Below are 20283 nucleotides of genomic sequence, written 5' to 3' on the forward strand. Positions count from 1 at the left end.
CGGCTATGGCCAGCAGGTCACCCTGCGCAGTCAGTTCTGGGCATAGCGCACCCACAGCTGATCAAACTCACGCCGGTAGTCAGCAAACAATGCGGGGTGGTCGATAACCAGCAGGTTTTCTTCGTTGCCAGTGGTTGCGCTGCGGGTCCAGTTGAAGCTGCCATTCAATAGAAAACGACCGTCGAACAGGGCGAATTTATGGTGCATGTGGTACGGCCCAGAGTCGATGCGTAATGGCACACCCTGGCTGCGCAAGCGCTCAATATCGCTGCCCATATCGAACTGCTTTTCGTTATCGGTAATTACCCGCACTGCGATGCCACGCTGGTGACAGGCCAGAATTTCACTGCTCAACTGGTCGTCAGAGATGGTGTACACGCAGATATCTACCGACTGTCGAGCCTGTCGACAAAGATCGCGAATCTTGCGGCGACAGCTTTCGCCTGGGCTGAAATGCGCACTGGCGACTTCCACCCGATTCGGCGCAACACAGCTATCGAGTGTCTTAACAACCTGCTCCAACCACTTCAGCGCAGCCAGCGTGTTGGCCGGTTCGGTCACTAGCTCACGTACCAAGGCGAACGCGCGATTACGCAGATAGCGCACCTGATCCGGGCCCAAATCGCTGCCCAACTGGCGCAACTCGTCGCGCTCCTCATTGCTCAGCCGGAGATCGGCCAGACTGTCACGCAACTGCTGATCGAGACGATTGAAATCCACTTAACTTCCTTGTCGTGAGCGCGGTCTATAGCGCCAGGCGGCATAGAGCCCACCGCACAGCGCACCGGCCAGATGATATTCAAATGAGACGCCTTTCTGCGGTACCAGGCCGAACACCCAGCCTCCATGCAGAAAGAACACTAATACCGCCAGCAGCAGATCAAGCCAACTGCGGCGGAACCACGCCCGCGCCAGCAGCAGCGCCCACAGCCCGAACAGCCAACCGCTGGCGCCAACATGGATGCCCTGGCGGCCGAACAGCCAAACCAATGCACCACTGCCGATGATGATAAACAGGCTGGCCTGGATAAAGTCGCGACGCGATTCCAGCAAAGCCAGCAGCCCCAGTACCAGCAGGCCGCTGAGGTTACTCAACAGATGCAACCAACCACCATGCAGCCAAGGCGCAAAAAAAATACCCGGCAACGACTCAAACCGCCGCGGTATCACGCCCCAAACATTGAGGCTGTAACCACTCAGGCTATTGACCAGTTGCAGCACCAGCATCAGTGCGGCAATGCCCAGCAACAGCTGGACCCGTGGCAACAGCCCGGCCTTCATGGCGACTCGATTTCGCTGTCGCCGGCATCGCCTTCCAAGCGCTGTTCGTGACCCAGTTGCTCGCCTAAATCGCGCAGCTGAGCGGAGATTTCCAGCATGCGGTTGTGGGTGCGCAGGTCGATATCGATTTTCTTGTCCATCGCCTTAACCAGCGGTAGAAAACTGTTTTGCAGGCTTTCAGCCAGGCTTTCCAGTAGCTTTTGCACTGCAGGTTGCGCCGGCGTGATCACCTCCACTTGCGGGCGCAGCTTGCCCAGGCTCTCAAGCCCAGCTAACAGCTGCTCCCAAGGCACAGTAGGCGACTCAGCAGCGGGTTTGTTTGGCGCCAAGCCGCGTACGCCTTCAACCAGATCGTTGAGCTGCGCGACCACGCGCCCGCCGACATCGCTGTCACTGCCGCCCATAGCCTTGTTGCGCATAAAGTCGCGCTTGATCTGCGTCCAGCGCTCGGCCTGGGCGTCGGTCATATTGCCGCGCAATTCCGCCAGCTTGAGCAGGTTTTCCTCGGCGCCCGTGGTGAGCAGTTGTGATTCGCCCTGGTAGTGATCGGCGATCAGTTGCAGCACCTCGGCCTCGTTCATCACAGCAGAGATTTTCTCCGCCATCTTGTTCATGTTGCGATAACTACCCTGCAACTTGAACGGCGGTTCGGTGCGGTACTGATCAGCCTGAGCCGCGCTGGCGATGTACTGCTGATTGACCCGCCCCACCACATCACGCACCTGCATCAAGCGCTGCAAGGTGGTAACGATCTCATTGACCTCGGCGCCGCTGTAGCTGTGGCTCAACTCGTTGCTGGAAAACGGCTTGCCTTCGGCCTTGGCGACAAAGCGATAGACATCAGCCATCTCGCGGGTCGCGAGCGGTGCCAGCACCGGATTGGAGGTCAGCCCGTTCTCGATATAGGACAGCGCAAAGGCTTCCTGCATGCCGCCCAAGGTGTCGCCGAGGTTATAGATGTCGGCACGGTTGGCCAGCATATCCGGGATTTTGAACACGTCACCGGACTCGGTGTAAGGGTTGCCCGACATGATCACGCAGAACTTGCGACCACGCATGTCGTAGGTGCGCGTGCGCCCCTTCCACACGCCTTCGATACGGCGGGTGCCGTCACACAGCGAGATGAATTTCTGCAGGAACTCCGGATGCGTGTGCTGAATATCGTCGAGATAGAGCATCACGTTGTTGCCCATCTCCAACGCCAGGTTGAGCTTTTCCAGCTCCTGACGTGACGTAGCATCCGGCGCCTGAGCCGGATCGAGGGAGCGCACATCGTGCCCCAGCGCCGGGCCATTGATCTTCATAAAGATCAAACCCAGACGGTGAGCCACGTACTCCATCAAGGTGGTCTTGCCGTAACCCGGCGGCGAGATCAGCATCAGCAAGCCGGACAGATCAGAGCGGCGATTCTCCCCGGCAGTGCCCATTTGTTTAGCCAGGTTGTCGCCGATCACCCCGAGATAAACGTCGTTGATCAGTTTGTTACGCACAAAGGAACTGAGTGGCTTCGGCTTGAATTCGTTAAGGCGCAGCGCCTCACGCTCGCGCCCGATGACTTCCTGACGCAAGGCCTGATAGCGCTGCAGCCCCGGCAGGAACTGTTCGCGGTGCACGCGCAGGCGGGCGAAGAAGTCGTCCACCGCAAGCACCAGTTGCCGTTCGTTGATGCGTGGGTGTTCGCCCATCAACTCCTTGGCGGTGAAACGCAGGTCCACCTCGGTGACGCGCTTGGCTAAACCTTCTGGCAGCAGACTCAAGGCGACAGCTTCCGGCACATAGGCGCAAAGCTCGGCAAACTGGGCATCGGCACACAGGCCGCGCAACCAGTTATCGACCAACCCCCACTGCGCCGCGGGCCGACCCTGCAACTGCCCGAGGGTCTGCTGATAAACGTCCCACACATGGGCGGCTTGTAAACGCGCCTGCAACCCGGCGAGCAGCTCGCGAGCGTACTTGCTGAAGACGAACTCAATGCGTTCGGCCGCCAGCTCGTGCACCAAGTACTCCGCCGCCTCGACCAGACTGGCCTGGGCGACCTCCATCGCCTGCTGCTGACAGAACCCCGCCATGGCATCGGCAATTTCCGCCTGCAACTGCCGCAGGCCCTGATCCTGACCGAACAACTGCTGGATATGCCGGCAGGTTCGCGCCCGCTGCGGCCACTGCCCCGCCGTTTCGACGCCTTGTGCATGGCCCCAGAAGAAGCTGGCGAAACCCCGTGGCAGTGCGCCATAACGCAGCAAACCAGCACTGTCACGCAGCGGTAGCAGCTGGCTGAGAATCAGTGCGGCATCGTGGTCGTGAATGCCCTTTTCGTAGCCTTCCTTGTAGCGCGGCGCGGCAAAGTCACGAATACTTTTGACCAGCGCTTCCGGCTGCGCCAGCTGCTGTTTGAGTAGATAGATACTGAGGCCATCGCGCCCGGCATCGGCGGCCGCTAGTACTTCACCGGCCAGGTACTCGGCGCGGTAAAGGGTGGCGGACTCGGATTCCAGTGATACCTGCCAATAGTCGCGCAACGCTTCCAACTCGTCGTTACGTAGCGGCTCAAGAAATTCGGTGCCGGTCAGGTGCAGATAGAGCTGATCGCCGCGCGGCATCAGGGTCAGGTCCAGCTCCTGGGTATTGACGCTGAAGCGATGGCGCGGGCCGAGCTTGATGACGTTGCCGCCTTCCTCGAACAGCTCGCTTTTGTCGCGCAGGCTGCGTACGGCCTGATCACGGGCCGCCTTGAGGCGCGCGTCAACATCCTCAGCTTTGACACTGTCTTTCAGCTCGCGCAGGCGTTCAGTCAGCTCACGCAGCTTGAGAATCAACGGATCAGAGGCGAAAAATGCATTCAGCTCGTCGGGCTTGGTCAGCCGCGCAGTACGCCGACCGAGGCTTTCCAGGATGCGTCGGGCCGCGTCGAGCAAGCCCTGAGCCTTGCGCTGACGCTCGTCGAGCAGCGCCTGCTTGTGCGCCTCGAAGGTTTCCAGCAACTCTTCGCGCTTGGCCAGAATGTCGCCGAGAAATTGTTCGTGGTCACCAAACTGGCTCTCCAGTTCTTCGAGCTGCACCAGCAAGCGCGACAGTTGCTCGTCGCAGCGCTCCGGGTCCTGCGCCATGGCCAAGGCATTGGTGATGCCCTGGCTGAACAGTTTGAACTGCGCACCAAACTGCGCCACGGTCTCCGCCGAGCCCAAGCCCTTGCGCCGTTGTTCGGCGCGGGCCTTGGTCTGGTTCAGCCGGGCGTAAACCTGGGAAATCGCTTCAACAATCTCGGTGCGCTGCGTGGCGTCATCGATGGGCAGCGAAGCCATCAGGCTGGACAGCATATCCAGGTTGCCGGCCATGGCCTGCAGCGCTTGCAACGGCTCATTCAGCTGACTGACGGTTTCGGACTTCTGCGCCTGGCTATCAAGCAGCCCCAATTGCAGCACATAGGGTTCCAGCGCAGCTTTACTGGCCAAGAAGTTAGAGGTGGCGGCGGCGACGTTGTCCTGAGCCGCCAGCAACTCGGACTCCATGGCATCGATGCGCGCCACGTCGATATAGCGGTAATCGCGAATGGTCAGCAGTTGGCCACGCTGAGCGTTGATCGCATTGAGCGCATCAACGAAGTGCTGCACCTCATCCCAACTGTCGATCAGCAGACCAGACAACAGCGCTTGTTGCCGCGTCTCAGCTTCGACCATGGCACGGGCTGACTGCTGACGAATGCTCTCAACCTTCTCGAACTCATCGAGCACCAGCTCGCCAGTAGCCGCAATTTCGCGCAGCAACGGCGCCATGCCTTGGCACTGGGCATTACCCAGCCAGTGGTAAATATCGAACAGGCGGCGGGTGTTCAGGCACAGCTGCGTGTAGCGCTGCACCGAGACTTGCGGCGTCTCGATCTCGCGGCTAAGGCCTAACAGGTCGGACACCCCGCGCACCAGTTCGGCATTGCCGATACGCCCGAAGAAGCCGCTGCGCACCGGTTGGCGGGCGGCGAAATCATCGCTGCAGAACGGCGTCTGCCAGATCTGCATGGGGTGGATACGAGTTGGCTCTGTGCCTTCGGCGGCGAAGATCACCGTACGTCCGTCTTCCAGGCGTGCGTAGCCATGGCCGAAGATCGGGCTGTGTAACTGGCGATTGATCATGTTGTAGGTAAACAGCGCCGAACGGCCTTCTTCCGGGTGGTAGAAGATGTACTGCACGTCTTCACCATTGGGTGAGCGCACGGCGCGCTTGAAGCGCATGCCTGCCATCGGCTGTTCGAAGGCTTTTGATTCGCCGTTCTGCAGGTAATAACCGCCAGGGAAGATGATGCCGTGGTCTTCCGGCAGCTGCACGCACGCCAGGCCAATGGCATCGATACGCTCGACCTTGCGGGTCAGGCTGTTGAATACCAGGTAGCGCCACTGCTCTTCGCGGTACGGCAGCACCTTGAGCAGGATCAAGCTGCCCAGCCGGGCGAATTCGATCTGCGCATCGTCGAGGGACTGAGTCTTGTCCAGCACCGCCTCGCGGTAGACGCCCTGACCGTCTTCGGTGTTGTTTTCGACCTTGATCGTGAGGTCGCCACCGATGGTCTCAACAAAGATGCTGTCGAGAATGTTCAGATGCGGATGGCGGCCGTTCACCACCATCTCGCGGGATGTCTTCTGCCACTCAAAATCGAACGGCGCGGGCAGCGCTATATCGCGCTCGCCACGGTTGTCGATGTAACGCACGTCCTTGCCGTCGAGCGAAATCGACCAGCGAAACACGCGAATATCGCTGATTCGCTCGCCAATCTGGAAGCTGGCCAGCAGCTTGCCGTCACGCACCAGCAGTTGCAGCAGGCGGGTATTCTTGTAGTAGGTGTAGAGCTCGTTGAAATCATTAACGAAGCTGCTCTGGCCGAGAAAGCTGTCGGCCAGCGCCACGCTTTCGGCTTCATAGCCTTCGTCCTGTTCGCTCAAGCGATACAGGGAAAACACGTCTTCGACGCGGGTTTCCTTTTTAAGCCCAATAAATACGTTGTAGCCAAACAGCAGGCTCTCGCCGACCTGGACGATATCGCGCGCAGTGCAGTTGTTCTCGGTGCGAATGCGCACCCGCCCTACCACTTCCATCTGGCTGCTGCCGAACTCCTTCAACCGCTGAGCATTCAGTGCCTCGGTAGTCTGGCGCAGGCGAAGGCCTTGCTCCTGTAAGCGCTTGTGCAGCACCTCGTAGGCGCCACCTTCGGCGACGGCCTTGTCCAATACATCTTGTGGCTGGCTAGGGGCTTGCGAGTCCGACATCGTGGTCATCCTGAATCTGCGGCGTCTTCAACCAAACAGCGCCCTGCCGAGCAGGGGCTTGTGCGACATGCGAGAGCGGTGCCACTGCGAGCGAGTGGCACCTGGCGAGTCAGACCTGTGAGGGCGTGCTGTCTGCGACCACAGCGGCCTTGGTCTCAACCGGTTTACCGGCCAGCAGACGGGCCAACACATCCTGCACAACCGGGCTCTTGCCGACCACACCCTCGATGGCTTTACCCACCGACAGCGACTTAGCAAAGGAATTGAAGAAATCGCCTTCGCCGCCGACGATCTCGATCTTCGCCTTGGACAGCGCTGCCGACAGTACTTCGGCCTGATCTTTGGCGATTTCCTTGTTGGCGGCGATAGCAGCCATGGCTTCGTCGAAGTTCTTCTCCAGCTGCATGCGGAACTCTTCGTGCTGGCGGGCGTTGTCGCTCAGCGCATCGAGTGCGCTGAACTTCTTGCCCAGGCCTTCGGCTTCGGCATTCAAACGCTCAAGCAACACATGCGCTTCGGCCATACCCAGATCCTGGGTGGCTTTGGCCTTGGCTGCGCCGAGTTGCTCTTCACCACGCGCCTGAGCGCCGAGTTTCTCTTCCAGTACCTTGGCGTCGGCCAGGCCGTCTTTCTCTTTGGCTGCAGCCTTGGCTTCGGTGACTCGCGCCTCGGCCATGCCCTTCTCCTGGTCGCCCTTGGCTTCGGCGATCAGTTGCTCGGCATGCACGCGGGCTTCGGCTAAGCCTTCCTTCTCTTTAGCTGCCGCAGTCACTTCGCGCACTCGCGCATCAGCCAGACCTGGAGCTGCGCGCTCAGCCTCGATGCCTTCAGCCATTTTCTTCATGGCCTCGCTCTGCTTGGCCGCGGCTTCCAACTCGGCCTGGGCCATGTTGTTGATTTCCACTGCCTTGTGCTGCGAGCGAGTTTCGTCGGCTTCAGCCTGTTTGACCTGACGCACCAGCTCCTGCTCGGCTTCGGCCTGGGCATTGAGCACCATGACCTGTTTATTGCGGTCCGCTTCGGACACTTCACGCACTTCCTTGATGCGCTCTTCTTCCTGGGCCACGGTTTTCTCGACCGCCACGCGCTCGCGGATCACTCCGGCAATATTCTTGCGTTCAACTTCCAGGGCTTTTTCTTTCTCGATGCGTTGCAGCTCGACTTCGCGCTCGCGGGAGACGATTTCCAGATCCCTGGCACGGGTGACTTTTTCCACCTCGATAACCACGGCACGCTGACGGTTCTGCTGCGCCACTTCGACTTCGCGCTGATGGTTCTCGGCGCGGATATCCAGCTCCTGCTGGGTATTGATACGTGCCTGCTCGGACTTCAAACGCTCTTCTTCCTGCACCTTGAGCGTTTCGGCTTCTTCACGAGCCCGAATGGTTTCGATCTCGCGCTTCTGCCGCGCCACTGCATCGGCTTCCTGGCGCTCGAGGGACAGCGTGGCCTCGCGGGTTTCAACGTTCTTTTTCTTGATCGCCAGCTCTTCGTTACGCTCCAGTTCGTTGGTGATAACGTTCTGCGCAGCCGTCAGCTCGGTGATCTTGCGAATACCTTGAGCATCGAGAATATTGCTCGGATCAAGCGACGCTTTGGAGGTCTGCTCCAGGTAGTCGATGGCCACGTCTTCCAGCACATAACCGTTGAGGTCGTTGCCGATCACCTCGACGATACGATCACGGAAATCCTGACGATTTTCGAACAGCTGGACGAAGTCGAACTGCTTGCCAACAGTCTTCAATGCTTCGGAAAATTTGGCGTTGAACAGCTCGTTGACGGCTGCACGGTCAGAGGCGCGATCAACGCCAATGGCCTTGGCCACCTTGAGCACGTCCTGCTGGGTTTCATTGACCCGTAAGTAGAACGCCACCGTAATGTCAGCGCGCATGTTGTCCTTGCAGATCAACCCATCCTTGGCGCGACGATCAACCTCCAGGGTAATCAAGGAAATCTTCATGAACTCCTTGAGGTTGATCACCGGGTAGACCAGAGCGCCGGTGAAATGCACCTTGGGGGTAGCAGACATGTCGTTGACGATCAGCGCCGTACCTTGTGGCACCTTGATATAGAAGGCTTTAAACAGAACAAAAAAGCCAAAAACAATCAGAAAAAACAGGCCTAAACCGGTCAGAAAAGGCATTAGCAACTCGAGGCTCATTACAATCAATCTCCTTTGATAAACAGGCTAGATGCCCTTGAACTCGTCTTCGGTAATCACCCGATAGGCGTGTTCGGCCTCCAGGTACTCCAGCAACACCACACGGTCGCCACGCTTGAAGCCATGGGACTCTTCGGCACGTACCCGCAGAATCAGCCCAGCGCCCCCATCCTCAAGCGTTGCTTCACCCTGAGTCAGGGTTACCCGCCCGCTACGCACGACGGCAATTTGCCCAAGTACTGACTTGCTAGTGGTAGCTTCCAGTTTTAGAAACAACGGCCGCAGTGGCCGAATCAGCATGCCTACGACAGGTACAACAGCGATCAGCGCCGCCGCAACTACCAGTAAGCCGAGGGGATAACGCAAAACGCCCAAGGGCAAAAAGCGCAACAGGAACAATTCTGCGAAATAGCAGAGCGTCCAGGAAAAAAAGAACAGCAGGGTGAGAATCAGCGTCACCGGCACGCCATTCAGGCCCAGTTTGAGCAAGAGCCCAGCCAGACCTTCGGGATGCATTGAGTGGCTTTCCAGAGAAGAGTCGACTTCGATATCCAGCAGATCGACATCAACAATCCCCATCGCGGCGACCAGCCAATAGAGAATCGCCACGCAGAGCGCAAAGCTGAGCAGCACTACGGGGAACGACAACGAAGTCTGTATGAATAACTCCATCTTCTTTACATCCTGGTAGTAGAAGAAGCGGGAGCCGTAGCTCCCGTATTAGCGACTCAGGCTTCTGGCTTAGCCCGGACCTTCAAGCGCGCCAGCACGCTGTCAGCACTGGCGTTGTCCGCGACGATACCCGCCGCGCGCAATTTGGCATCCAAGGCATCATCCGGGGCGCTGGTTGCGGCCAGCTCAGCAGAGGCTTCCATCTTGGCTGCACGCTCGGCTTGCTTGAGCTTGATCCGCTCCAGCGACTCAACTGCGGTATGCAGCTTGGCCTGTGAACCGCCGTAACGCTGCGCCACCGCCATCTGCGCCTTCTGCACGCTTTCAGTGGCTTTAACCGTATCAACCTGCTGTTTCAGGCGCTTGATATGCCCCTCCGCCTGGGTCACAGCCTTGCGTAGCTGCGCAACACTGGCGGCAAAACCCTCAGCCTGCTCGTGGTCGCTGGCCTGCTCGGTTTCCAGATTGGCGATCTTCTCGGCAATTTCTTTAGCCAAGTCTTCATTGCCTGCATCCAGAGCCTTGAGCGCGTACTGCTCGTACTCGGAGACCTTCGCCGTGCTCTTGCTCAGGCGATCACTGGCCAGTTTCTGCTTGGCCATGATTTCAGCCAGTGCTTCCTTGGACTTGCGCAGCTCCAGATCAGCATCACGAATCTCCTGATCGAGAATTCGCAGCGCCTGCCCATCCACCACCGCCTCGCCCACTTCATTCGCGCCACCACGCAGCGCCGTTAGCAACTTGCTCCAGACGTTCATCGCATCTCTCCTTAAGCGTCGATCTTGAGGAAGCCTTCATAGGCTTCGGTGGCCTTGATCACGTTGTCGGCCAGCAATTCGATCTCGAAGACCACATCGGTCAAGGTCGAAGCGGAGCTCAGCGCACCAAACATGGTGTAGCAAGGCTGACCGTCCGGCAGCGTTTCCAGGCCGATAGAGGACAGCGGGAACAGCTTGTGGGTACGCAGCACCTCTTCATTGAAAGCAGCACTGTCACGCACATCGGCGGCGGGCCAAAGCAGGCTTTCAACCACAATCTGCTCGCCAAACACCGCAATAAACACTGGCAGATCACCGTACTCATGCATGGTGACATGCAAGCTGGCATCGGCACTTTGAATCAACTCAACGCTCGCCTGATCACCCTTGAATAGTTCGGCAGCCGACAGCGCATCGTATAAAGCCTGTGCAGTCCAAATCTGCGGCATGCTCATACCCTCCTCCGTGTCCATAGAAGCCAACCGAACTAATTGCGGCTGACGCAGTTTTCGTTCAAACGCCATAAGTAGCGGGGCGTGCTCTGGCAGTATCCAAACCTCTTTCTTCACCAAGCCCTGCTCGCGCAGGCGCTGACGAAAAAGACGCTGGTAGTGGGCTGATGATTTGCTTTCCATAAACGCAGCCTAGACCCACACATGTAATGATTCAAGTCATCACATGTAATATCTTCAAGAATTCATCTCACCAACAATCAGGCACGCGAACGCTGCCCGGAAAGAGCAGTGATAGAAAAGTTAAGAAGGGAGGAGTAATGCAGAAGATAAACCATCCAGGTTTGGTGACATCAAGCATCCATTTGTAGCCGCAGTTTAACGCCAGACCACCCACCAACTAAACCACCAATACTGCCAAAAGCATCCCAGCCAGCGCTGCTCGATAGCTTTCATGGACATATGACGCAGCACCCCGCAATCGAATAGCCTTGAGCAGCCCAAGCACAACGGAAGCCCCCATGAGCACAATCAACAAACCTCTCGCAGGCCTGAAAGTCATCGAACTCGGCACCCTGATCGCTGGCCCTTTTGCCGCACGTATCTGCGCCGAATTTGGTGCGGAGGTGATCAAGGTAGAATCGCCGGATGGTGGCGATCCGCTGCGTAAGTGGCGCAAGCTTTATGAAGGTACGTCGCTGTGGTGGTTTGTGCAGGCGCGCAATAAACAATCAATCACCCTCAACCTTAAGCATGAGGCCGGACTGGAGGTGCTGAAAAAGCTGCTCAGCGAGGCCGACATTCTGATCGAGAACTTCCGCCCCGGCGTGCTGGAAAAACTCGGCTTGGGCTGGGACGTTCTGCACGCACTGAACCCCAAGCTGGTAATGGTGCGCCTCTCCGGTTTTGGCCAGAGCGGGCCGATGAAAGACCAGCCAGGTTTTGGTGCCGTCGGCGAATCCATGGGCGGACTGCGCTATATCACCGGCTTCGAAGATCGCCCGCCGGTGCGCACTGGTATCTCGATTGGCGACTCAATTGCGGCGCTGTGGGGCGTGATCGGCGCACTGATGGCGCTGCGGCATCGCGAGGTCAACGGCGGTAGCGGCCAGGTGGTCGACGTAGCGCTGTACGAGGCGATCTTCGCGATGATGGAATCCATGATTCCAGAGTTCGACGTGTTCGGCTTTATCCGCGAGCGCAGCGGCAACATCATGCCCGGCATCACGCCCTCCTCGATCCACACCAGCGCCGATGGCAAACACATCCAGATTGGCGCCAACGGCGACGCGATTTTCAAGCGCTTTATGCACGCCATCGGCCGTGACGATCTCGCCGAAGCACCGGACCTGGCCAGCAATGATGGCCGCGACGCCCGCCGCGACGAACTCTATGGCGTGATCGACCGCTGGGTGGGCTCACTGCCGCTGGAACAAGTACTGGCCATGCTGAACCAGGCCGAGGTACCGGCCAGCCGGATCTTCAGCGCTGAGGACATGTTCCACGATCCGCAATTTCTCGCCCGCGAGATGCTCCTGTCGGCCAAGCTGCCCGGCGGCAAAGCCTTCAAGATGCCTGGCATCGTGCCCAAGTTGTCGGAAACCCCTGGCGGCGTGGAGTGGGTCGGCCCGGAGCTGGGCGAGCATAACCAGGTGGTACTCAACGCCCTTGGTTACAGCGACACGCAGATCGCCGAATTAAAAACCCTCGGAGCCATTTAACGCCGTGCTGTTCTCCGACCCGATCAATAGCCCAACCCGGAGCCTGGTCACCGAGCTGCGCGACTACCGCGAATGGCATCAGGGCCGCAGCCGCTATAGCGTGTGGATACTGCCAGTGCAGTGTCCTGCACTGCTCGCACGCATCACTTATATCCAGCAGCAACTGGCCGACTTGCTGCACCCTCAAGGCCAGCGCCAGGCGCATATCACCCTGTTTGTGTGCGGCTTTGCCAGTGGCGTGCAACGGCGTGACGACGATTTCAGCAAGTCGCAGTTACAGCAGCAACTCAAAGCACTGGGCCGACAACCGCGGCACGCCTTGAACGTGTCGATTGGCCAACCCGACAGCTTTGCCAGCGCGGCCTTTCTCCCGGTCGACGACCCAGCAGGGCAATTACTGGCGTGGCGCGAATGCCTCGGCGAGCATACCGATGAAGTGCGCCAAAGCCCCTACCACGCTCACATCACCCTGGGCCTGTATAGACGCAGCGTTGACGCCGCGTTGATTCGTCAGCGCCTGGATGCACTGAGCGAACCCAGCCCACGCCCGCTCAAGGTTAATACCGTGCAGTACGGCCACTACCGTGCGCGCCAGCTATTCAGCCCGCTGCGCATCCAGCACAGCCTGCGCCTCGGCGGCTGAGGCAAAACCTAGCGGCATAAAAAAGCCGGCCCCTTGGCCGGGGCCGGCTTTCAACTCACCACAGGCTTACAACGGCTTGCCGCGATTGCCGTGCTGCGCCACGAAGTTCTGCACCGTTTTCAGGTCATTGGCCAGTACCGTGCAGCGCTCATCGCGCTCGAACAGATCAGCCAGGTGCGCAGGCAGCGCCGGCGCCTGGCCGACGCCAGCCTTTTCAACCGCTTCTGGGAACTTGACCGGGTGTGCCGTACCGAGAATCACCATCGGCGTGGCCAAGCTACGACGGCACTCACGGGCCGCACGTACGCCAATCGCGGTATGCGGATCGAGCAGCTCACCGCTCTGGTTGAATACCTCAACAATGGTTTCGCAGGTCTGCGCATCATCCACAGCCAGGGAGTCAAACAGCTTGCGCGCTTCGGTCCAGCGATCTTCGTCAACGCTGAAACCGACACCTTGCTTGAAGTTCGCCATCAGCTCAGCAATCGCCGCGCCGTTTCGACCATGCAGGTCAAACAGCAAACGTTCGAAGTTCGACGAGACCATGATGTCCATGGAGGGCGACAGGGTCGGGTGCAGGGTATCCTTCACATACTGATTGCCGCTCATAAAGCGGTGCAGGATGTCGTTGCGGTTAGTGGCGACGATCAACTGGCTGATCGGCAGGCCCATGTTGCGTGCCAGGTAGCCGGCAAAGATGTCGCCGAAGTTACCGGTGGGCACCGAAAAGGCGATGGAGCGCGCCGGGCCGCCCAGCTGCAGGGCAGCGTGGAAGTAGTAGACGATCTGGGCCATGATCCGCGCCCAGTTAATCGAGTTAACCGCGACCAAACGGGTACCCTTGAGGAAGCTCTGGTCAGCGAAGCTGTCCTTGACCATCTCTTGGCAGTCATCGAAGTTACCTTCGATGGCGATGTTATGGATGTTGTCACCGAAGATGGTGGTCATTTGCCGGCGCTGCACCTCAGACACCCGGTTGTGTGGGTGCATGATGAAGATGTCGACGTTATCGCACGCCTTGCAGCCCTCAATGGCGGCCGAGCCGGTATCACCGGACGTGGCACCCATGATCACCACGCGCTCGTTGCGCTTGGCCAGCACGTAGTCGAGCAAGCGGCCGAGTAGCTGCAGGGCAAAATCTTTGAAAGCCAGGGTCGGACCGTGGAACAGTTCCAACACCCACTCGTTGCCGTTCAGCTGGCGCAGCGGCGCAATGGCACCATGGGCAAACACGCCGTAGGTTTCCTCAAGAATCTTTTTGAAATCGGCATCCGGGATGCTACCGGTGACGAACGGGCGCATTACTCGGAAAGCCAGTTCGTGGTATGGCAGGCCTGCCCAGGAGGCGATTTCTTCCTGGGTAAAGCGCGGCAAGTTTTCCGGCACATAAAGGCCGCCATCACTGGCCAAACCGGCCAGCAGCACGTCTTCAAAATTCAGGGCCGGTGCCTGGCCACGGGTACTGATATAGCGCATAGGGACAAACCTTCGGTTGAATCTTTAAGAGCCGCAGCTGCCTGCTGCACCTGCGACCAGAGACGGATTAGTTCAGCTGCTCGACGCGGATACGCACAACACGGCCGACCACATCCTCAAGCGCTTCAAGGGCACTGATCGCCTCGTTAATCTGCGCTTCAACCACGCGATGGGTAACCAGGATCATCGGCACCAAGCCGTCCTGCTCCTCGACTTCCTTCTGCATGATCGACTCAATGTTGATTCCGCGTGCCGAGAGGATGCTCGCCACCTGGGCCAGTACGCCCGGATGATCCTTGGCCTGAATGCGCAGGTAGTAGGCGCTCTCGCAGGCCTCAATCGGCAGAATCGGGTGATCGGACAGCGAATCTGGCTGGAAGGCCAGGTGCGGCACACGGTTGGTTGGGTCGGCGGTCAGCGCACGCACCACATCCACCAGGTCAGCGATGATCGACGAAGCCGTCGGTTCCATACCCGCACCGGCGCCGTAATACAGGGTACTGCCAACCGCGTCGCCATTGACCATCACAGCGTTCATCACACCATTGACGTTGGCGATCAGGCGGTCGGCTGGGATTAACGTCGGATGAACCCGTAGCTCGATACCCGCTTCAGTGCGGCGCGCCACACCCAAGTGCTTGATGCGATAGCCCAAGGCTTCAGCGTAGTTTACGTCTGCCGTGGTCAGCTGGGTAATGCCCTCGGTGTAAGCCTTATCGAACTGCAGGGGAATACCAAAGGCGATGGATGCCAGGATGGTCAGCTTGTGTGCAGCATCGATGCCTTCGACGTCGAAAGTTGGGTCGGCTTCGGCATAACCCAAGGCTTGTGCTTCGGCCAGCACGTCCGGGAAGGTACGACCCTTTTCGCGCATTTCACTGAGGATAAAGTTACCGGTGCCGTTGATGATGCCGGCCAGCCAGTTGATGCGATTAGCCGCCAGGCCTTCGCGGATCGCCTTGATTACAGGAATGCCGCCGGCCACTGCGGCCTCGAAAGCAACAATCACGCCCTTCTCGCGGGCACGGGCAAAGATTTCATTGCCGTGCACGGCAATCAGCGCCTTGTTCGCGGTGACCACGTGCTTGCCGTTATCGATGGCCTTGAGCACCAGCTCCTTGGCCAGGGTGTAACCGCCGATCAACTCGATAACGATATCGATTTCGGGGTTGTTCACCAGCTCGAAAACATCGCTGGTCATGCTAATACCGGTCGTATCGTATTGCGGCTTGGGCGAACGAATAGCGATCTGGGCAACTTCAATACCGCGCCCCGCGCGCCGGGTAATTTCCTCGGCGTTACGCTTGAGTACATTCAACGTACCGCCACCGACGGTACCTAGCCCACAGATGCCTACTTTCACCGGTTTCACACTGAACTCCCCATCTGCATGCGTAAAACGACCGGAGCAAGCCCGGTCGTAGAAAAAGAGCCGCACCATACGAAGCGGCTGTTTATTAGTCAATCAGGTCTAATGCTCAGATCACTTGGACTCTAGAGCGATTTTCGCCAACTGCGGAGCCGGCTGGTAGCCTGGAATGATCTTGCCGTTGGCCAAGACGATGGCCGGCGTACCGCTAACGCCGATCATCTGGCCCAGCGCGTATTGCTTGGCAATCGGGCTGTCGCACTGCGCATCCGCCACGCTCTGGCGGCTTTTTGCACGATTCATAGCGTCCTTCTGGTCCTTAGCGCACCAGACATTGGACAACTCTTTAGCGGCGGCGCTTTCCAGGCCCTGTCGTGGGAAGGCCAGGTAACGCACCTCGATCCCTAAGCGATTCAGCTCAGGCACTTCGCTGTGCAGTTTCTGGCAATAGCCACAATCCGTATCGGTGAATACGGTGATATGGGTTTTCGGTTGCTTGGGCGCAAACACCACCATTTCCGATGCGGGGATGGCCTCCATAAGCTTGACCACACCACGGCTCTCGGCCGCTTCAGTCAGGTTTACTGGCTTACCATCCTTGACCTGAAACAGATAACCCTGCAGCAGAAACTGCCCATCGGCGCTGGTATACAGCTGCCGACCACCGGCCAGCTCGACCTGATACACACCCGGCATGGGACTTTCGGCAATGGCCTCAATCGGCAGGGCCGGATCGATAGCCTTGAGGCTATTGCGAATAGCCTGGTCGGCGTCGGCAGCAACGCCCACGCCGCTGATCAGCCCCAAGGCCAACGCAACAACAATGCGGTTAAAACGCATACAAACTCCTGGCGAAAGACGGTCTAACGAGGGATGCGCGCAGCCTACCATAGAAGCCCCCAACTGACCGACCACAGCAGGCCAGACGGCGCGCTCAGCCACGCGGATGGTGCTGCGCATGCAGCGCCTGCAGACGTGCACGGGCGACATGGGTGTAAATTTGCGTGGTCGACAGATCGCTATGCCCCAAGAGCATCTGCACTACGCGCAAATCGGCGCCATGGTTAAGTAAATGGGTGGCAAAAGCATGGCGCAAGGTGTGCGGCGACAGGCTTTTGACAATCCCCGCCACCCTGGCCTGATGCTTGATACGGTACCAGAAGGTCTGCCGCGTCATTTGCTCACCACGCATACTGGGAAACAACACATCGCTGGGCTTGCCATCAAGCAGAAACGGCCGCGCCTCCTTGCTGTATCGCTCAATCCAGACAATCGCCTCCTCACCCAGCGGCACCAGGCGCTCTTTGCTGCCCTTACCAAACACCCGCAGCACTCCCTGACGCAGATTAACCTGCTCCAGGGTTAAGCCAATCAACTCACTGACGCGCAGGCCGCAGGCATACAGCACCTCAAGCATGGCGCGGTCACGCAGACCAATAGGGTCATCCAACTCTGGAGCGCCCAGTAAGGCGTCAACATCCGCCTCGGACAAGGACTTGGGTAGCGACCGCCCCAGCTGTGGCAAGTCGACTTGCAGCGTTGGGTCGCTCGCAATCAGCTGCTCGCGCAGCAAAAAGCGATAAAAGCCACGCAACCCCGAGAGTAAGCGAGCAGTAGAACGCGCTTTATAGCCCTCATTTAAGCGCCAGGCCAAGTGATCCAGAATCAACTCACGCCCAGCATCGGCTAACTGCACATTGCGAGGCTGCAGCCAGCCATGGAACAGCGTCAGGTCACTGCGATATGCCGAACGCGTATGCGCCGACAGCCCCTTTTCTAACCATAAGGCTTCAACAAAACGATCAATCAGGGGGTGGTCGATGGCTGGCATGTGGAACTATGGCGGCGGCTGAAAGCAGGTTAGTCTTTCACAGCTTGACCACACAGGGCCAGGTATCCATTCGTAAGGACCCTTAATGAACGAACAACATATGCTTATGGCCTTCGCCGCCATCGGCGCCAGCGCACTCGCCTGCCAGTGGCTGGCTTGGCGTCTACGTTTACCCGCCATTTTATTCCTGCTGATCGCCGGCATCCTCGCCGGCCCGATATTCGGCTGGCTTGATCCACAAGCCCTGTTCGGCGACTTGCTATTCCCACTGGTATCGATGGCCGTCGCTCTGATTCTGTTCGAGGGCAGCCTGACCCTGCATTTATCGGAGTGGCGCGAGATTGGCAGCGTTGTCCGGCGCATGGTGACGGTCGGCGCGCTGGCTACATGGGCCGTGATCGCGGTCAGCACGCATTACCTGCTGGGCTTTAGCTGGGAGATGGCACTGCTGCTGGGCACCCTGACACTGGTCACCGGGCCAACGGTCATCGTGCCAATGCTGCGCGTGGTCCGGCCCAAAGCCTCGATTGCCAACATCCTGCGCTGGGAAGGCATCGTTATCGATCCGATTGGCGCGCTGCTCGCCGTTGTGGTCTACAGCTTTATCATTTCCAGCAGCGAAGGTAATGGCTGGAACACCGGCCTGATCACATTCGCCGGCGTTATAGCCTGCGGCAGCCTGTTCGGCATCGCCGCCGGCTGGGGATTGGGCCAGGTGTTGAAGCGCCAGTGGCTGCCCGACTACCTGCATAACCTGGCGGTATTAGCCACCGTGCTGGGCGCGTTTATCGCTTCGAACGAAGTCATGCATGAGTCCGGCCTGCTCGCCGTGACCCTAATGGGCATGTGGCTGGCCAATATGAAGGGCGTCGACGTGCGGCATATCCTGCACTTCAAGGAGAACCTTAGCGTCCTGCTGATTTCCGGCTTATTCATTCTGCTGGCTGCGCGACTCGATCTGAATGCCCTGCTCGCCCTCGGCCCTGCGGTATTGGTACTGTTACTGATCATTCAGTTTGTCGCGCGCCCGCTGAATGTCGCGCTGTCGACCTTCGGCTCCAGCCTTAACTGGCGCGAGCGCGCCCTGCTGGCCTGGATTTCGCCACGCGGCATTGTCGCCGCAGCCGTCTCGGCTATTTTCGCCATCCGCCTCGGCGAGCTGGGCTACGAAGGCGCAGAACTGCTGGTTCCATTGACCTTTGCGGTGATCATCGGCACGGTTGTGCTGCAAAGTGCCACGGCGCGGCCGCTGGCCAAGCTGTTAAAAGTGGCAGAACCGGCGCCAAGTGGCTTTCTAATCGTCGGGGCCAACCCGATAGCGCGCGCAATCGGCACCGCGCTGCAAGACCTCGGCAACCGCGTACTGCTATGCGATTCCAGCTGGGAAAACATCAGCACGGCGCGCATGAAGAAACTCCCCACTTACTTTGGCAACCCCACCTCACAGGATGCCGAAGCCCATCTGGACTTAGTCGGCCTCGGCCATCTGCTCGCGCTATCACCCTCAAGCGAACTGAATGCTCTGGCCTGCATGCACTTCCGCCACGACTTTGCCGCGAACCGCCGCTTTACCTTACCCAGCGGCACTGAAAGCCGGCGCAGCGATAAACACCGCAGCCGCGATGCCGTGCGTGGCCGCCCCTTGGGCAGTCAAGCATTGAGCTTTCCGCAGTTCGCCAGCCGGCTCAGTAAAGGGGCCGAGGTACGCACCACGACCCTCACCAGCACCTTTGACTGGCCGGCTTACCAAAACCTGCATGGCGAGCGAGCTGTCATCCTGCTTGCTTGCGACCCCAGCGGCTGGATACATGTCGCCACCCAAACACTTGAGATCGTGCCCGGCCCGGACTGGACCCTAGTTGCACTGATTGACGAGGAACAAGAGGTGATCCGGTAACAGCCAAACACGGACAACCGCTACTTGGGTGGTGCTGGGGCTTGCTAGAGCCTCAGTAACGCCTGAACACCGCCCACGCTCAGCGCGCAAGCAGTCTCGAACTCACAGCATTCGCCTAGCCAAAATCGGCGGCAAACAAACCTGCGCAGCCGCGACCGGTGAAAGCGGCACTGCAAGACCAATCGGCGTAATGCGACTGAGTGACGCATGGCGTTAAAGCACCAATACCGGCACGGGTTTCTTCTGCTCGTCAATTGCCACAAAACTGAACACACCGGTGATTGCTCGCTCGCGGGCATCGCTGCTCATGCTCTCGACAAACACCTCAACCTCAACCTTCAGGCTGGTGTTACCCACCGCGATGACCCGACCAATCAGCTCAACTATTGAGCCCGCTGGAATTGCATGCTTAAAGTCGATCCGATCTGACGAGACCGTCACCAACGGCAAGCGGCAAAAGCGCGTGGCGGCGATAAACGACACCTCATCCATCCAGGCCAATGCCGTACCACCAAACAGGGTGTTGTGATGATTAGTTGTCGGCGCGAACACCGCCTTGGTTACCCGTGTTTCCGACAGCGCTGTACGCCGCTGTATTTCTTGCTCTCTTGGACTCATGCCACGACTACCTGATCAAACCCAATGCGCCGCCACTGCACGGCGAGATAGCTCAAGCATTACGCTGGCATCACGCAACGACGGACACCCCGCCTGAACGACTCACCGCGCAGCAGCGCCATAAACGAAAAAAGCAGCCCGAAGGCTGC

15 protein-coding genes are annotated in these 20283 nt (G+C 58.8%); 3 read left to right on the forward strand and 12 right to left on the reverse strand.

The genetic code is table 11. The features are described from left to right. Positions 1 to 30 precede the first annotated feature (30 nt). The 7 genes from BMZ32_RS02645 to bacA all read right to left on the reverse strand — a co-directional run bounded on the left by BMZ32_RS02645 (position 31) and on the right by bacA (position 10762). The gene (locus BMZ32_RS02645) at positions 31 to 720 is read right to left on the reverse strand and encodes a phospholipase D-like domain-containing protein (protein ID WP_090239228.1); all 690 of its coding nucleotides are present in this window, start codon (positions 718 to 720) and stop codon (positions 31 to 33) included. After that, complete coding sequence (locus BMZ32_RS02650; protein WP_090239231.1) at positions 721 to 1281, reverse strand: rhomboid family intramembrane serine protease; 561 nt, start codon at positions 1279 to 1281, stop codon at positions 721 to 723. Then, positions 1278 to 6536 carry a DNA repair ATPase gene (locus BMZ32_RS02655; RefSeq protein ID WP_090239235.1) on the reverse strand — a complete coding sequence of 1753 codons (5259 nt, stop codon included), beginning with the start codon at positions 6534 to 6536 and terminating at the stop codon, positions 1278 to 1280. Before BMZ32_RS02655 ends, BMZ32_RS02650 begins: the two co-directional genes overlap by 4 nt. A 109-nt stretch (positions 6537 to 6645) precedes the next feature. Beyond that, a complete protein-coding gene (locus BMZ32_RS02660; RefSeq protein ID WP_090239239.1) occupies positions 6646 to 8697 on the reverse strand; it encodes a flotillin family protein in 2052 nt (683 codons plus the stop codon). Positions 8698 to 8724: 27 nt separating this feature from the next. Next, positions 8725 to 9369, reverse strand: a complete 645-nt coding sequence (locus BMZ32_RS02665; protein WP_090239242.1) for an OB-fold-containig protein — start codon at positions 9367 to 9369, stop codon at positions 8725 to 8727. A 56-nt stretch (positions 9370 to 9425) separates the two neighbouring features. Continuing rightward, positions 9426 to 10127 carry a PspA/IM30 family protein gene (locus BMZ32_RS02670; RefSeq protein WP_090239245.1) on the reverse strand — a complete coding sequence of 234 codons (702 nt, stop codon included), beginning with the start codon at positions 10125 to 10127 and terminating at the stop codon, positions 9426 to 9428. Between the two features lie 11 nt (positions 10128 to 10138). Continuing rightward, the gene (gene bacA / locus BMZ32_RS02675; protein WP_090239247.1) at positions 10139 to 10762 is read right to left on the reverse strand and encodes a biofilm formation regulator BacA; all 624 of its coding nucleotides are present in this window, start codon (positions 10760 to 10762) and stop codon (positions 10139 to 10141) included. A 338-nt stretch (positions 10763 to 11100) separates the two neighbouring features. Between bacA and BMZ32_RS02680 the strand changes: the two genes are divergently transcribed. Continuing rightward, on the forward strand, positions 11101 to 12300 hold the full coding sequence (locus BMZ32_RS02680) for a CaiB/BaiF CoA transferase family protein (protein ID WP_090239250.1): 1200 nt from the start codon (positions 11101 to 11103) through the stop codon (positions 12298 to 12300). Positions 12301 to 12304: 4 nt separating this feature from the next. Beyond that, on the forward strand, positions 12305 to 12943 hold the full coding sequence (locus tag BMZ32_RS02685; protein ID WP_090239252.1) for a 2'-5' RNA ligase family protein: 639 nt from the start codon (positions 12305 to 12307) through the stop codon (positions 12941 to 12943). Between the two features lie 66 nt (positions 12944 to 13009). Here BMZ32_RS02685 and thrC read toward each other — a convergent pair whose 3' ends face one another. From thrC to xerD, 4 genes are all read right to left on the reverse strand, one after another. Then, positions 13010 to 14419, reverse strand: a complete 1410-nt coding sequence (gene thrC, locus BMZ32_RS02690) for a threonine synthase (RefSeq protein WP_090239254.1) — start codon at positions 14417 to 14419, stop codon at positions 13010 to 13012. Positions 14420 to 14486: 67 nt separating this feature from the next. Then, positions 14487 to 15791 carry a homoserine dehydrogenase gene (locus BMZ32_RS02695; RefSeq protein ID WP_090241514.1) on the reverse strand — a complete coding sequence of 435 codons (1305 nt, stop codon included), beginning with the start codon at positions 15789 to 15791 and terminating at the stop codon, positions 14487 to 14489. Positions 15792 to 15902: 111 nt separating this feature from the next. Next, positions 15903 to 16628 carry a bifunctional protein-disulfide isomerase/oxidoreductase DsbC gene (gene dsbC / locus BMZ32_RS02700; protein WP_090239257.1) on the reverse strand — a complete coding sequence of 242 codons (726 nt, stop codon included), beginning with the start codon at positions 16626 to 16628 and terminating at the stop codon, positions 15903 to 15905. A 94-nt stretch (positions 16629 to 16722) separates the two neighbouring features. Further along, a complete protein-coding gene (gene xerD / locus BMZ32_RS02705) occupies positions 16723 to 17619 on the reverse strand; it encodes a site-specific tyrosine recombinase XerD (RefSeq protein WP_090239259.1) in 897 nt (298 codons plus the stop codon). An 85-nt stretch (positions 17620 to 17704) separates the two neighbouring features. On the opposite strand from xerD, the gene BMZ32_RS02710 reads away from it, so the two are divergent. Beyond that, positions 17705 to 19516 (forward strand): cation:proton antiporter, encoded by a 1812-nt coding sequence (locus BMZ32_RS02710; protein ID WP_090239262.1) that lies wholly within the window; start codon positions 17705 to 17707, stop codon positions 19514 to 19516. Positions 19517 to 19729: 213 nt separating this feature from the next. On the opposite strand, the gene BMZ32_RS02715 is transcribed toward BMZ32_RS02710, so the two are convergent. Then, positions 19730 to 20134 carry an acyl-CoA thioesterase gene (locus BMZ32_RS02715; RefSeq protein WP_090239264.1) on the reverse strand — a complete coding sequence of 135 codons (405 nt, stop codon included), beginning with the start codon at positions 20132 to 20134 and terminating at the stop codon, positions 19730 to 19732. Positions 20135 to 20283: the final 149 nt, after the last annotated feature.

Source organism: Pseudomonas guineae (genome assembly GCF_900113745.1).
GTDB classification, from domain to species: Bacteria; Pseudomonadota; Gammaproteobacteria; order Pseudomonadales; family Pseudomonadaceae; genus Aquipseudomonas; species Aquipseudomonas guineae.